The 14,408-nt window shown below is 72.7% G+C and carries 12 protein-coding genes and 1 pseudogene; 7 read left to right on the top strand and 6 right to left on the bottom strand.

Annotated features, from left to right (window positions below; all coding sequences use genetic code 11):
• Together QMK28_RS20545 and QMK28_RS20540 are read right to left on the bottom strand one after the other, a co-directional pair.
• Positions 1-323, bottom strand: a pseudogene (locus tag QMK28_RS20545) (hypothetical protein); the annotation flags it as partial.
• Positions 324-598: 275 nt separating this feature from the next.
• The gene (locus QMK28_RS20540) at positions 599-1,357 is read right to left on the bottom strand and encodes a PaaX family transcriptional regulator C-terminal domain-containing protein (RefSeq protein ID WP_326440049.1); all 759 of its coding nucleotides are present in this window, start codon (positions 1,355-1,357) and stop codon (positions 599-601) included.
• A gap of 128 nt (positions 1,358-1,485) precedes the next feature.
• Here QMK28_RS20540 and QMK28_RS20535 point away from each other — a divergent pair, with 128 nt between their 5' ends.
• Positions 1,486-3,162, top strand: a complete 1,677-nt coding sequence (locus tag QMK28_RS20535) for an acyl-CoA dehydrogenase family protein (protein ID WP_326440047.1) — start codon at positions 1,486-1,488, stop codon at positions 3,160-3,162.
• Positions 3,163-3,402: 240 nt separating this feature from the next.
• Here QMK28_RS20535 and QMK28_RS20530 read toward each other — a convergent pair whose 3' ends face one another.
• Entirely contained in the window at positions 3,403-4,464 is a 1,062-nt protein-coding gene (locus tag QMK28_RS20530) for an ATP-dependent DNA ligase (protein WP_326440045.1), read from the bottom strand.
• A 160-nt stretch (positions 4,465-4,624) separates the two neighbouring features.
• Between QMK28_RS20530 and ligD the strand changes: the two genes are divergently transcribed.
• Both ligD and QMK28_RS20520 read left to right on the top strand, forming a co-directional pair.
• The gene (gene ligD / locus QMK28_RS20525; protein ID WP_326440043.1) at positions 4,625-5,632 is read left to right on the top strand and encodes a non-homologous end-joining DNA ligase; all 1,008 of its coding nucleotides are present in this window, start codon (positions 4,625-4,627) and stop codon (positions 5,630-5,632) included.
• Between the two features lie 386 nt (positions 5,633-6,018).
• Positions 6,019-7,386 (top strand): S1 family peptidase, encoded by a 1,368-nt coding sequence (locus tag QMK28_RS20520; protein ID WP_326440041.1) that lies wholly within the window; start codon positions 6,019-6,021, stop codon positions 7,384-7,386.
• Between the two features lie 246 nt (positions 7,387-7,632).
• Here the strand turns inward: QMK28_RS20520 and QMK28_RS20515 are convergent, their stop codons facing one another.
• Complete coding sequence (locus QMK28_RS20515) at positions 7,633-8,295, bottom strand: maleylpyruvate isomerase N-terminal domain-containing protein (RefSeq protein WP_326440038.1); 663 nt, start codon at positions 8,293-8,295, stop codon at positions 7,633-7,635.
• 167 nt (positions 8,296-8,462) lie between these two features.
• Here QMK28_RS20515 and QMK28_RS20510 point away from each other — a divergent pair, with 167 nt between their 5' ends.
• The gene (locus tag QMK28_RS20510) at positions 8,463-9,560 is read left to right on the top strand and encodes a magnesium and cobalt transport protein CorA (RefSeq protein ID WP_326440036.1); all 1,098 of its coding nucleotides are present in this window, start codon (positions 8,463-8,465) and stop codon (positions 9,558-9,560) included.
• A gap of 172 nt (positions 9,561-9,732) precedes the next feature.
• On the opposite strand, the gene QMK28_RS20505 is transcribed toward QMK28_RS20510, so the two are convergent.
• Both QMK28_RS20505 and QMK28_RS20500 read right to left on the bottom strand, forming a co-directional pair.
• Positions 9,733-10,665, bottom strand: a complete 933-nt coding sequence (locus QMK28_RS20505) for a M56 family metallopeptidase (protein ID WP_326440034.1) — start codon at positions 10,663-10,665, stop codon at positions 9,733-9,735.
• Positions 10,666-10,668: 3 nt separating this feature from the next.
• Positions 10,669-11,094 carry a BlaI/MecI/CopY family transcriptional regulator gene (locus tag QMK28_RS20500; protein ID WP_326440032.1) on the bottom strand — a complete coding sequence of 142 codons (426 nt, stop codon included), beginning with the start codon at positions 11,092-11,094 and terminating at the stop codon, positions 10,669-10,671.
• Between the two features lie 146 nt (positions 11,095-11,240).
• Between QMK28_RS20500 and QMK28_RS20495 the strand changes: the two genes are divergently transcribed.
• The 3 genes from QMK28_RS20495 to QMK28_RS20485 all read left to right on the top strand — a co-directional run bounded on the left by QMK28_RS20495 (position 11,241) and on the right by QMK28_RS20485 (position 14,303).
• Positions 11,241-11,816 carry a TerD family protein gene (locus tag QMK28_RS20495; protein ID WP_326440030.1) on the top strand — a complete coding sequence of 192 codons (576 nt, stop codon included), beginning with the start codon at positions 11,241-11,243 and terminating at the stop codon, positions 11,814-11,816.
• 132 nt (positions 11,817-11,948) lie between these two features.
• The gene (locus QMK28_RS20490) at positions 11,949-12,749 is read left to right on the top strand and encodes a hypothetical protein (protein WP_326440056.1); all 801 of its coding nucleotides are present in this window, start codon (positions 11,949-11,951) and stop codon (positions 12,747-12,749) included.
• A 417-nt stretch (positions 12,750-13,166) separates the two neighbouring features.
• Positions 13,167-14,303: an acyltransferase family protein gene (locus QMK28_RS20485; RefSeq protein WP_443050778.1), complete on the top strand. Its 1,137-nt coding sequence runs from the start codon at positions 13,167-13,169 to the stop codon at positions 14,301-14,303.
• The last annotated feature ends 105 nt before the right edge of the window (positions 14,304-14,408 follow it).

Raw genomic sequence — 14,408 nt, 5'->3', positions numbered from 1 at the left:
GCGGCCGGTGACCGAGGGGCGGTGACCAGCGGCCGTGGCGCGGGCGTCACCGCTCGCGGCTTCCGCTGCTTCGTCGCTTCGTTCACCGCGTTCGGCACCCGGGCGAGAACCGAGTGCACGGGCGGCGGTTCGGGCTCCGGCAGCGGACGTACGGTCGGCGACGCGGCGGCGGAAGGCGGCGATTCGCCGACGGCCGACCCCGGCGGCGGCACCGATACGCAGCCCGCCGCCGCTACGAGCGTGACCAGGAACGCGGGCAGCGCCCGCACCCCCGTCCCCGCCCAGGCGCGACGGCCGATGTCCTTGCTGGTCCGCTGCGCCATCCGCAACCGCCCCCGAGCTTGTCGCAAGTCGTCCTGTCCGTTCCCGTTCGTCCGGTCCGCGTCCTGCTCCGGTCGGCTGAGCCTTTCCCCGTGAAAAGTTGCGGTCCGCGTGCTCAACGCCGTACGGGGCTTCGCGGTGCGCCCCCGCGCGTCGATTTCACCCTCCGGTGGCGCGCCCGCCGCTGACTGCGTCGAGGAGGACGGGAACGCGGGCAAGGGCCCGCGATTTCGCGCGGGCGGCGCTGAGCACTGCGGCCGAGACGCCCCTCCGCCCCTCACCGATCCGTGATCGTCGTCCGGCCGAGGTCCGCCAACTCGGCGCGATACGCGGCGTAGACCCGGCGCAGCCGTTCGCCCGGCCAGTCGGGCGGGAGCAGCGCGGGCGGCAGTGCCGGGTCCCGGAGCAGGTGGCGGACGAGCGCGGCGGCGGCCGTGAACTTGTCCGCGGGCCCGGTGGCCGGTCCGCAGAGGGCGAGCAGCTCCTCGGCGTCGGCCGCCCACGCGTCGAGGTCCCACAGCGTCCGTGCCAGCTCGGCCGGGCCCTCCGGCGGTTGGCAGTCGAACCGCCTTACCAAGGCGTGCAGTTGATCCGGCCAGGGCCGGGTGAGGTTCGCCGGGCGCAGCCAGACGCCCTCGCGCAGCTCGGCGAGCCGCAGGGAGGTGAGGTCGGCCCGGAGCCCGGCGCGGTCGGCCGCGCTGCGCCCGGCCACCGCGACGACCGCCATCTCCCAGCCGCCGTCCCAGTCCCGGGTCGCCGGCCGTACGGCTTCGTCCTGCCGGTGCTGCCGGTCGAGCAGCCGCTGGGCGAGGGTGTACCTGCCGTCCGCGCGGTGCAGGTCGCCCGCGGCGACCATCCGGCTGAGCGTCACGCGCAGCGCGGACTCGGAGATGCCGAACATCTCGCCCACGCGCACCAGATTGCGGGCGGGCAGTTCCGGCGGGTGCGCACCGAGCAGCAGGCTGAGGACGACCGACCGTGAGGTGAGCGGGCGCAGCTGAAGAGGGGAGGAGCGTGGGTTCTCTGCCACGGCCATCGGATGGATCCCTCTCCTTCGACAGGGTGGGGTCCTGAGTAAACCGCACCTATGATGTCCGCCGCCGCCCGCCGACGAGTCGTGTAACACCATTGGCACGACTGTCGAAGAATTGTAATATCGACACCATGAAGTCAACGCTCCCGCACGAGGCCGCTCCCGGTTCGGCAGCCACGCACGCCGTCACCAACCAGCCGCCGCCGTTGATCGACTACGACGCCGCAGCCGACACCGTCCTGCTGGAGGGCCTGCGCCGGGAGGGCGCCGGCGCGCACGAGGAGGAGCTGCGCCGGATGGGCCGGGTCGCCGGCAGCGAGCAGGTCCAGGTCTGGTCCGACCAGGCCAACCGGTTCACCCCCGAACTGCGCACCCACGACCGCTACGGCAACCGCGTCGACGAGGTCGACTTCCACCCCAGCTGGCACAGCCTGATGGACCTCGCCGTCACCCAGGGCGGCGCGGGCGCACCCTGGGCCGACCCGCGCCCCGGCGCGCACGTCGCGCGCGCCGCCGGATCGCACGTATGGAGCCACACCGAGGCCGGGCACGCCTGTCCGGTCTCGATGACGTACGCCGTCGTGCCCGCGCTGCGCCACGAGCCCGCGCTCGCCGCCGTCTACGAACCGCTGCTGACCAGCCGCCAGTACGATCCGGGGCTGCGGATTCCCACCACCAAGCAGGGGCTGCTGGCCGGGATGGGGATGACCGAGAAGCAGGGCGGCTCCGACGTCCGCAGCAACACCACGCTCGCCACTCCGACGGCCGAGCCGGGCGTCTTCACCCTCCGCGGCCACAAGTGGTTCACCTCCGCGCCGATGTGCGACGTGTTCCTCGTGCTCGCGCAGGCGCCCGGAGGGCTGTCCTGCTTCCTGGTGCCGCGCGTGCTGCCGGACGGGACCAGGAACACCTTCCGCATCCAGCGGCTCAAGGACAAACTCGGCAACCGCTCCAACGCCTCCGCCGAGCCGGAGTTCGACGGCACCGTCGCCTGGCGGGTCGGTGAGGAGGGCCGCGGTGTCAAAATCATCATCGACATGGTCAACAGCACCCGGCTGGACTGCGTCGCGGGCTCAGCGGGGCTGATGCGCCAGGCGTTCGTGCACGCCGCGCACCACACCCGGCACCGCAGCGCGTTCGGCGGCCCCCTCATCGACAAGCCGCTGATGCGCAATGTGCTGGCCGACCTGGCGATCGAGTCCGAGGCGGCCACCACCCTGCTGCTGCGGCTGGCCGGCGCGGCGGACCGGGGCATCCAGGGCGACGCGGGCGAGCAGGCATTCCGCCGCATCGCGACGGCCATCGGCAAGTACTGGGTCGCCAAGCGGACCCCGCCCTTCGTCGCCGAGGCGCTGGAGTGCCTGGGCGGCAACGGCTACGTGGAGGAGTCCGGCCTGCCCCGGATGTACCGGGAGGCGCCGCTCAACTCGATCTGGGAGGGCTCGGGCAACGTCAACGCGCTCGACGTGCTGCGCGCGCTGGCCAAGGAGCCCGCCACGTACGAGGCGCTGACCGGCGAACTCGCGCTGGCCGCCGGGGCCGACCCGCGGCTCGACGTCGCGGTCCGCGGCCTCCTGCGGGAGCTGACCGACCTGGACGGCATCGAGGGCCAGGCCCGCCGCATCGTCGAACAGATGGCACTGTGCCTGCAGGGCTCACTGCTGGTCCGGCACGCCCCGGCCGCCGTGGCCGACGCCTTCTGCGCGACCCGGCTCGGCGGCGAGTGGGGCCACGCCTTCGGCACCCTCCCCAGGAGCGCCGACACCGCCTCGATCCTCCAGCGGGCCACGGGGGAGACCCTGCGCTGACCCGCGCGACGATGGACGATGTCCGCGGACGGCCCATGGCCTCACGGCGGCTTACGGCGCGGGCCTCAGAAATGTCGGCCACGGTGGTGCCTCCCGTCAGGCCAGTGGGGCCGTCGGCGCTGTCGTTCCCCCGACGGCTGCCCAGCCCGCGGGGCAGGAAACCGCGACTTCACCGCCCGGCGGGACCGAGTGGAGGCGGCGGGCGGCGGCGCCCACGGGACGGCCGCGCCGGCTCCCGCGTCAGCCGCTCAGCAGCTTCCCCAGGTTGTAGCTGACCGGTTCCTCCAACTGGGCGTACGTGCAGCTCTCGGGCGTCCGGTCCAGGCGCCACTGGCGGAACTGGGTCGTGTGGCGGAATCGGCTGCCTTCCATGTGGTCGTAGCCGACCTCGCAGACCCGCTCGGGGCGCAGCGGTACCCACGAAAGGTCCTTGCCGCCGTTCCAGCGGCTCGGGCTGCCGGGCATCCGGGCCGAGGCGTGGGCGGCCTCGTCGCCCCAGTCGGCCCAGGGATGGCCCGAGACGTCGTCCATCCGCAGCGGCTCCAGCTCCTCGATCAGCTGACGCCGCCGCGCCATCGGGAAGGAGGCGCACACGCCGACGTGCTGCAGCCGCCCGGCGTCGTCGTACAGCCCGAGCAGCATCGACCCGAGCACCGGGCCGCTCTTGTGGAGCCGGTAGCCCGCGACGACGCAATCGGCGGTCCGGGTGTGCTTGATCTTGAACATCGCGCGGTCGCCCGGCCGGTAGGGCAGGTGCAGCGGCTTGGCGATCACCCCGTCCAGCCCGGCGCCCTCGAACTGCGTGAACCAGCTACGCGCCAGCTCCCGATCCGTGGTGGCGGGAGCGACGTGCACCGGCGCCCGCGCGGCCCGCAAGGCGTCCGCCAGCGCTTCCCGTCTGGCCTCCTGCGGTTCCGCGAGCAGCGACGTGGAGCCCAGCGCCAGCAGGTCGAAGGCGACGAGGGAGGCGGGCGTGCGCTCGGCGAGCGTGCGGACGCGGGAGTCGGCCGGATGGATGCGCTCCAGCAGTTCCTCGAAGTACAGCCGTCCGTCGTGGCCGATGATGACCTCGCCGTCGACGACGCACCGCTCCGGCAGCTCGGCCCGTACGGCCGCGACCACCTCGGGGAAGTAGCGGGTGAGTGATTTGCCGGTGCGACTGCCGATCTCGACCTCGTCGCCGTCCCGGAAGACGATCACCCGGAAACCGTCCCACTTGGCTTCGTACTGCATGCCTGCGGGAATGTCGGCCACCGGCTTGGCGAGCATGGGGGAGACGGGGGGCATGACGGGCAGGTCCATGGCCCGATCCTGTGCGCTGCGGCCCGTTCCCGCGCGTCGGCCGGGCGGCGCGCGGGCGGGTGCGGACGGCGACGGGCGCGCGGTGGCGGGCGGGGCGCGCGGTTGCGGCGGGACGCGTCCTCGACGGGCGGTACAGCTCGCCGGAACCTAGCGTGGTGCCATGGCTGGAGCTGTGGAGCTGGACGTCGCCGGGCGCTCGGTGCGCCTGTCGAATCCCGACAAGGTGTATTACCCGGAGTGCGGCTTCACGAAGCTGGACGTCGCGCAGTACTACCTGGCGGTCGCCGAGGGAGCCCTGCGCGGCCTGCGCGACCGGCCCACCACCCTCCAGCGCTTCCCCGACGGTGTGGAAGGCGAGTCCTTCTACCAGAAGCGGGCTCCGAAGAACCTGCCGGAGTGGCTGCCCACCGCCCGCATCGCGTTCCCCAGCGGCCGGTTCGCCGACGAGATGTGCCCCACCGAGCCCGCCGCGGTGCTCTGGGCGGCCAACCTGGGCTGTCTGACCTTCCACCCGTGGCCCGTACGCCGCAGTGACACCGAGCACCCGGACGAGCTGCGCATCGACCTCGACCCGCAGCCCGGCACCGACTTCGACGACGCCGTCCGGGTCGCGCAGGAGCTGAGCGCGCTGCTGGCGGAGTACGGGCTGCGCGGCTGGCCGAAGACGTCCGGCGGGCGCGGGGTGCATGTGTACGTGCCGATCGAGCCCCGCTGGACGTTCGCCGAGGCCCGGCGGGCGGTGATCGCGCTGGCGCGTGTGCTGGAGCGTCGGCTGCCCGACCTGGTGACCTCCGCCTGGTGGAAGGAGGAGCGCGGCGTGAAGGTCTTTGTGGACTACAACCAGATGGCCCGCGACCGGACGATCGCCTCCGCGTACTCCTTGCGCGCCCGGCCGCGGGCGACGGTTTCCACGCCGCTGCGCTGGGACGAGCTGTCCGACGCCACGCCGGAGGACTTCGACCTGCGTACCGTCCCGCCGCGCTTCGCCGAGCTCGGCGATGTGCACGCGGACATGGCGGAGCACGCCTTCGGCCTGGAATCCGTCCTGGAGCTGGCCGACCGCCAGGCGCGGGACGACGGGGCCGGCGACATGCCCTACCCGCCCGATCACCCCAAGGTGGAGGGCGAACCGTCCCGGGTCCAGCCGAGCCGGGCCCGGAAGCACTGAGGGAGCGCCGCCGCTCCGGCGCGGTTCGCCGACGCCGCGAAGCCTGCTGAACGCGGGAGGCGGCGGCTCCGTACTACTCATCGACACTCCTCATCGACCGACGACGTGGGCCGTCTCGCCAACTGGCGGAACGGTCACTTCCGCATGTCCGAATGCCTTTGCCCCAAGGCCGGTTGACCTGCGGCGTTGATGGTGAAGGCAGGGTCAAATCGGGCGAGCCTACTCGCCCCGCGCGGCGGGCGCTCGACTATTCATCACATCTTGAGTGGCCCCGAGAGCGCGGCAGCACGGCTGCGTACCTTCGGTTAGCCAGTGCACCTGGGCGGTGAGGCACGAAGTGCCCGCTCCCTGTGCTCGCTGGATTTTCCCGACTGGAGGTCAGTGAGTTGAGCCATCGACGCCTGAACAAACGCACCGGTGCCATAGCCGGGGCCGCCGCAGTGGCACTCGCGGCGGCGGCGGTCATTCTGCCCAACGCCAACGCGAGTCCGGACACGTCAGCCGGTGCCCCGGCCGCCCCCGCGACCTTCACCTCGCAGTCGGCCGCCCGGCTCGCGACGACCCTCGCGCCGGACCTCGGCGAGAAGGCGGCGGGCTGGTACCTCGACGCCAAGTCCGAGCGGATGGTGGTGAACGTGCTGGACGAGGACGCGGCGGACAAGGTCCGCGCCGAGGGGGCCGTGGCGAAGGTCGTGGACAACAGCATGACCGAACTGCGGGCCGCCACGCGCACGCTCAGCGACACGGCCTCGGTGCCCGGCACCGCCTGGTCGATCGACCCGAAGAGCAACAGGATCGTGGTCATCGCGGACAGAACCGTGACCGGCGCGAACATGGGCAAGCTGAACGCGGCCACCGGCGGGATGGACGGCATGGTCACCGTCAAGCGCTCGGCCGGAAAGTTCGAGCCGTTCGACGAGGGGGACGGAGCCGCGACGGGCGGTGCCGGTACGGCCGGGGACGCCGGTGGCGCGGGGGACACCGGTGATGCCAGTGATGCCGGTACCGCGGGTGATGTGGGTGGCGCCGGTGACGCGGGCGATGTCGGTGGCGCCGACGACGCGGGAGGCGCTGATGACTCCGGGGGCGCGGACGCCGCGGGTGGTGCCGACGACGCCGGGGGCGCCGGTGACGCGGCGGACGGCGGGGCCGAGGGCGGTGCCGGTGCGGGCGCCGCCGCGGCGGTGGACGGCGGCGAAGCCATCTTCGGCGGCGGCTCCCGCTGCTCGCTCGGCTTCAACGTCACCGTCAAGGGCGCGCCGGCCTTCCTCACGGCGGGCCACTGCGGCAACGCCTCGGCGACCTGGACCGCGGACGAGGCCGGTGAGCAGCCCCTGGGCACGGTCGCCGAATCCACGTTCCCGGTGAGCGACTTCGCGCTGGTGACGTACGACGACGCGAAGGCCGAGGCCCCGAGTTCGGTCGAGGTCGACGGCGCCTCGCAGGACATCACCGGGGTGCTCGAAGCGAGCGTGGGCCTCAAGGTGCAGCGGGTCGGGAGCACGACCGGCCTCAACGACGGCACGGTCACCGGCCTGGACGCCACGGTGAACTACGGCAACGGCGACATCGTCAACGGCCTGATCCAGACCGACGTGTGCGCGGAACCCGGCGACAGCGGCGGCTCGTTGTTCTCCGAGAAGTCGGCGGTCGGGCTGACCTCCGGCGGCAGCGGTGACTGCACGGTCGGCGGCGAGACCTTCTTCCAGCCGGTCTCCGCCGCGCTGAAGGCCACTGGCGCGGTGATCGGCTGACCACCACCGGCACCGCCGCCGCCGGCCGCTGAGCCGGTCGGCGGCCCGTCCGGGCCGTTCACGCTCCCGTCCGAGCGCTCGACGGCCCGGCGAGCGGCGGGGTCCGGCGGCGGCCGGACCCCGCGCGAGCGTGTGGCGGCCTGGGCGGGGCGGCCGGGGGCGAGGCCGTCCGCGCCTGACGCCGACGCGTCGCAGCGCCGCCGCCCCGCCGCGCCCGCGCTCGCCACCTCGCTAAACCGCAACTCGCTAAACCGCGTCGTCCGCCCGAGGGACGCCGTTCCAGCGCCACGTGGCCAGCCGGGCGCGGCCGGGAAGCTCCGTGCGGCCGGTGGCCCAGAGCAGCGTGCGCCAGCGGTCGCCGTCACTCGGCGCGTCGGGGAACAGCCGGGCCAGTACTCGCTCGCACACATCGGCGGGCGGGGCCCAGGCGACGCCGAGGCCCTCGGCGATGTCATAGGTGTGCACCAGGGTCTCCACGATGCCCATCGCGGCGAAGCCCTCCGGGTCGGACACGCCGTAGCTGTGGTGCGCGCGGACCTCGGGCGATGTCGTGCCCACCATGGCGACCAACAGCGCGCCGCTGGCCTCCAGCACCTGCAGCAGCCCGGCCGGCCCGGCCGCGCGGTCCGCGAAGATCGCGTTCTTCGGGCCTCCGGGGCGCTGCCCGGCCCACAGGAACGGGACTTCGCCCTCCAACGGAGGCGACTTGGGGCCCAGCTGCGCCGCGTAGGCGAACAGGTCGTCGGCGAGGTGCTCGACCGTCTCCCAGCAGTCCCACTCCAGCCCACCGGCGGGGGCGCTCCAGTCCGCCGCCAGTCCCTCGCGCAACGCGGCGACCGCGAGCTGGACGGTGCGTTCGACGTCGGCCGCTGTGACGGGGCCGATCACGGTGCTGTGTGCTGTGGACATGGCGGGAGCGTATCAACGCCCGCCCGCGCCCCGACGTGCTCAACGCGCTGTCGGCGGCCTTGGTGGTCCGAGCACCGGGCGCTGCGCCGATATCGTCTGCGGAGCCCCCGGGCATCAGCAGCGACACGGCGGTGCGGCGCACCCACCGCCAGCCGAAGGAGTCCGACATGTCATTGATCCGCACCCTCCGGAACGCGGTGGTCCGGCTGCCGCAGCGCCGAGGCGCGGTGGATCTCAGCCACCCCGCCCGCTCGCCGCTCGGCAGCGCCGTGGTGAACTGCGCGCTGTACGTCGACGGGGTCCGCGAGGAAGGCCGGTACACGGCCGAGGAGGCGCTCGCGCGTGTCCGCAAGACCGGCCGTGGCTTTGTGTGGATCGGGCTGCACGAACCGTCCGAGAGTGAACTGTCCGGTATCGCCGGGCTCTTCGGTCTGCACCCGCTGGCCGTCGAGGACGCGGTCCACGCCCATCAGCGGCCGAAGGCGGAGCACTACGACGACACGCTGTTCACCATCTTCAAGACCGTCTGCTACGTCGATCACGCCGAGCTGACCGCCACCAGCGAGGTGGTCGACACGGGCGCGCTCATGGCTTTCACCGGTCGCGACTTCATCATCACCGTCCGACACGGCGGCCACGGCTCGCTGGGGCTGCTCCGGGAGAGCCTGGAGGCCGTACCCGAGCAGCTCGCCAAGGGCCCCTCGGTGGTGCTGCACGCCGTCGCGGACCATGTGGTCGACGACTACGTCTCGGTCAGCGAAGGCGTACAGGTCGACATCGACGCGGTCGAAACCGAGGTGTTCGCGCAGGGGACCGACCGCGGCGCCGACGCCGGCCGGATCTACCAGCTCAAGCGCGAGCTGCTGGAGCTGCGGCGGGCCGTGGCGCCTCTGGACCGTCCGCTGCAAGAGCTCTCCACCCGCCCCACTCCCTTGGTCGACCCCGACATACGCGCGTACTTCCGCGACGTCGCCGACCATCTGACCCGGGTCACCGAGCAGGTCAACGCCTTCGACGATCTCCTCAACTCGATCTTGCAGGCGAATCTGGCCCAGGTGACCGTGGCCCAGAACGAGGACATGCGCAAGATCAGCGCCTGGGTCGCGATCATCGCCGTCCCCACCATGATCTGCGGCGTCTACGGGATGAACTTCGACCACATGCCCGAGCTGAGGTGGACCTACGGCTACCCGTTCATCCTGGCCGTCATCGCGACCGCCTGCGCCGTCATCCACCGCGGCTTCCGGCGCAACGGCTGGCTCTGAGGCCCGCCGCGCGTTTCCGGGCGGGAGCGGGAGCGGGAGCGGGAGCGGGAAGGAACGGGACCGGGCACGGACGGCGGGGGTCAGGCCGAAGCCGGCCCGCCGGCCAGGCATTCCGCGTTCGGAGCCGGGGTTTCCGTGGAGATCCACAGCGCCGCGACCGGCGGCGTAGGAACTACAGCGGGGTGGCGGCCTTGAGCACGATGAACAGCGCGATCGTCGCGTTCGCGGACGACAGTGCGGAAGCGACCGTGCCGACGGCGGCCATCAGCGCCGCGAAACCCGCCGGAGTGCGGGCGGGCGGCCAGGTCCGGGCGGGCGGGACCGGGCCGAGGAGCGCCGCGACCCGGCGCGGGACCGGACCGGGCGCGGCGAACGACGCGAGCCCGGGGCCCGGGTTGGCGTGCGAGACGAGTGCCGCCTTGCCCACCGCGCGAGCCGTCACCCGCCGGTCGCCGACCGCGCGGGCCGCTTCCTCGTCGGCCCAGCGCTCCGCGCTGTAGGCGACCGCGGCCCGCAGCGGAAGCAGCAGCGGGTTGACGCAGCCCGCGAGGTGCGTGGAGAGCAGCAGCCGGTGGTGCCGGCCGGACAGATGGGCCCGCTCATGGGCGATCAGCGCGCCGCGCTCGTCCGCGTCCAGGCAGTCCAGCAGCGATGTGGAGATCACGATGCGGCCGGGGCTGCCCGGCAGGGCGTACGCGTACGGCGCCGCGTCGGGCAGTACGGCGAGGTCCGAGTCGCAGGGCAGGTCCCGGAGGGCGCGGTGGGTGCGGGAGCTGATCCGGTGGTTGCGCCGCAGGGTGACGGCGCAGGCTCCGAGAACGGCGACGAGCGCGAGTATCGCCCCGGTCCCGGCCGTCTCGACGCGCGGCACCATGGCCCGTACCTCGGGGTCGGACCAGCCGTCCGGCAGCGGATTGCCGGGCAGTTGAGCGGTGCCGACGACGACGAGCAGCCCCAGGCTCAGCGTGCTGCACACCCCCAGCGCGACCGCGAGCACCGTCAACAGCCGGGTGGTGCTGCGCGGATGCAGGTGCTGCTCGGCCATGCGGGCGATGGGCAGAGCGGTCAGCGGCAGCATGAGGGGCAGGAAGACGAAGATCCCCACTGGTCAGCCCCCGTGCTCGTCGGGGCTGCGGTCCGGCGCTTCGGCGTCGTGCAGCAGGGCCCGCAACAGCTGCTCGTCGTGCGCGGAGAGCGTCGACACGAAGCTGATGAGCACCGCGTCCCGGTCGCTCTCGCGGTCCAGGACCTTGCGCATCCGCAGCGCCGCGAGCCCGGCCTCGTCCGCGGCCGGCGTCCAGAGGTAAGACCGTCCGGCCCGCTCGCGGGTCACGACGTTCTTGGCGCGGAGGCGGGTCAGGATGGTCATGACGGTCGTGTACGCGAGCCCGTCGCCGAGCCGCTCCTGGACCCAGCCGGCGGTCACCGGGCCGGGGGAGCGCTGCAAGGCCGCCAGCACCTGGGCTTCGAGTTCGCCCTGCCCGCGCCTGCGGGCGTGGTCCCGCGCGTCCGCGCGGTCCCGGTCGTCGTCCACGGTGCGGTCTCCCTTCGTCCCTGGTCCCGGAGCACCGGGGCTCGCCGCATCCTACTGAGCCCGCAGGATCGGTCCGCGCGCCCGTCGATTATATCTACAGTGCTGTAGATTCGAGTTCCGCGCACGCATCCAACCGGGAGGTAAGCATGGGAGTCTCGCTGGCCAAGGGCGGCAACGTCTCGCTGACGAAGGAAGCGCCCGGCCTGACCGCGGTGACCGTCGGCCTGGGCTGGGACGTCCGCACCACCACGGGAGCGGACTACGACCTCGACGCGTCCGCGCTGCTGTGCGGCGAGGCGGGCAAGGTCCTCTCGGACCAGCACTTCGTCTTCTACAACAACCTCACCAGCCCGGACGGTTCGGTCCAGCACACCGGCGACAACCTCACCGGCGAGGGTGAGGGCGACGACGAGTCCGTCAACGTGGACCTGGCCGGCGTGCCCGTCGCGGTCACGAAGATTGTCTTCCCGGTCTCCATCCACGACGCCGTCCAGCGCGGCCAGAGCTTCGGTCAGGTGCGCAACGCGTTCATCCGCGTGGTCAACCGCGCCGACGGCAACGAACTGGCGCGCTACGACCTGTCCGAGGACGCCTCCGCCGAGACCGCGATGGTCTTCGGCGAGCTCTACCGGCACGGCGCGGAGTGGAAGTTCCGCGCCGTCGGCCAGGGGTACGCCTCCGGGCTGGCCGGGATAGCCGCGGACTTCGGCGTCGACGTCTGACAGGAAGCCGGGAGCCGGGAGCCGGACCCCGCAGCAGGGAGCCGGCGCGGGCGGCCGGGCGCACGGCGCCGGCGCCCGGCGCTTGCGCCTGCGTGTCGTGAGTGTTCCGACGGACGACATCGGAGGATTGCCATGCGGAGTCCCGCGCAGCCGCTGACGCGGGACCGCGCCGACTTCGAACGCGCCCTGGACCGGGCGCTCATGACGCCGGAGATCCAAGCGGCGCTGCGCCGGGCGCTCGCCGGACCCGATGCGGGGCGGCTGCGGTCCATGGCACTGCGGTCCGCCGAGGACATCTGCGCCGCCGCGGCGGCCGAGTACGCGCGCTACACCACGCTGCGCTCCGAGGACACCGCGAAGGCGCGGGGCCGGGAACTGCTCGTATCACTCGCTGTGCTGCTCGCGGGGCTGTCCGGCCTGTCGGGGGTGATGTTCCTGCTGCTCGGCCACGGGCTCAGGATTCTGGGCGGCCCGGCGGACCTCGCCGCGGCGCTGATGACCGTGAGCTGGATCATGCTGACCATGACGGCGCTCGCGCTGGCGGCCAATGGAGCGACGCGGTGGACGGCGGCGGCGCCCGCGCACGGCTCCGCGGCCGAAACGCCCGCGGAGCGGGGCCGGGGCGTGGCCCGCGCGCGGGCCGTGTGGCTCCGGGCGCTGGTCGAGTACGGGCTGAAACCCTACCTTCACCGGCAGTTGAGCCCGCCGGAGCCGGCCAGTGACCGGGAGGGCCCGGCGGAACACGGCCGCGCTCCCGGCCTGCGGGAGCCCGCGACCGCTCGCCGCGAGCCGGCCGCACGCGCGGGGGCTACGGGTCGCACTCGACCGGAGGGATGTCCGGTGCGCTGCAGGCCGCGCGCACCACGGCTCGCTCGGTCCTGCCGAAGCCACCGTCGCAGTCCCCGCCGCAGTCCCCGTCGGCGGCACCGGTAGATGATGCCGACCCGGGCCACGGCACGCGCCTCGGCCGGCCTCTTCTCCGCGCCTCTCCTTCGAGTGGCGCGGACCCCGGAATCTACAGACCTGTAGAGCTTGGTACGGAGGGGACGAATGCGTCGCTCCGTCGCGGGCACCCGTACAGGCAGCACAGCCTTCGTCAGGAGAGAGGCCATCGATGTGTCCCGCGCCACCAGCGCTGTCCCGGCCGGCGACGCGACCGGTGCCCTGCACGGTCCCGGTGGCCTGTCCTGTGAGTCTTGCCACCTATGGGTGTTACCGGGGGGAATGTACGGGACGCATGGGCGGCATTAGGGTGCGTGGGGTGCCGGGCCGCACCTCGTACACCCCATCGCCAGGCAGCTGTGGGAGAGCTGCTCCTCGTTCCCCCCGGGAGGGTCTGTGACCGACGCCATGCGAGCACACGACAGACACGTTCCGCTCCCGCCGGCCAGGGAGACACCTCCCCGGGTGCCCGGCGCGCGCGAGCCGGACGCCGCTCCGGCCGCTCCACCGAAGCCCGAGCAGCCGAAGCAGCGCGACGCCTTCTTCGACAACGCCAAGTACCTGGCGATCGTCCTGGTCGCGATGGGGCACGCGTGGGAGCCGCTGCGCAACGACAGCCGCGCCGCGGCCGCGCTCTACATCACCGTCTACACCTTCCACATGCCGGCGTTCATCATCATCTCCGGCTACTTCTCCCGCAGTTTCGACATGCGCCGCGACCGGCTGCAACGCCTGGTCACCGGCGTCGTCGTGCCGTACGTCCTGTTCGAGGTCGCCTACACCTTCTTCAAGCGCTGGGCGAACGACGACCCGGGCTACCCCATCAGCCTGCTCGACCCCTGGTATCTGACCTGGTTCCTGGTCGCGCTGTTCGTCTGGCGGCTGACCACCCCGCTGTGGAAGATCGTGCGCTGGCCGATCCCGCTCGCGCTCGCCATCGCGGTGCTGGCCTCGGTGTCCCCCGACCTCGGCGACGACCTCGACCTGCAACGCGTCCTGCAGTTCCTGCCGTTCTTCGTCCTCGGCCTGAGCCTCAAGCCCGAACACTTCCAGATGGTGCGCCGCCGCGAGGCCCGGATCCTGGCGGTCCCGGTGTTCGCCGCCGCGCTCGCCTTCGCCTACTGGGCGGCCCCGCGGATGAACGCGGTCTGGTTCTACCGTCGCGACAGCGCGCAGGAACTGGCCGCCCCGAGCTGGACCGGCGCTGTCATGACGATCGCGCTCTTCGGATGCTCGATGGTGCTCGTCGCCTGCTTCTTCGCCTGGGTGCCCGGACGGCGGCTGTGGTTCACGGTGCTGGGCGCCGGCACTCTCTACGGCTATCTGCTGCACGGCTTCATCGCCAAGGGCTCCCGCTTCTGGGACTGGTACGACCTGCCCTGGCTGCACACCCCGCCCGGCGAGATCACCGTCACGGTGGCCGCCGCGGGCGTCATCACCCTGCTGTGCACCCCACCCGTGCAGCGGATCTTCCGCTTCTCCATGGAGCCGAAAATGCGCTGGGCGTTCAAGAAGGACGGCAAGCCGTCGCCGCGCAAGGTGTGATGCCCCCGCAGGCACCCGCATCGCGGGTCGCCAATCAAGGGCCCGGAGCGCGCGGCAACGGGCGAGCGCGGCCTCAGAGGCCCGGGACCCGGCCTCGGCCCTACG

Origin of the sequence: Streptomyces sp. H27-D2 (genome assembly GCF_035828615.1) — a bacterium.
Lineage (GTDB): Bacteria > Actinomycetota > Actinomycetes > Streptomycetales > Streptomycetaceae > Streptomyces.
Note: the sequence above shows the minus strand (reverse complement) of the source record. Positions and strands in the feature narration are given on the sequence as shown.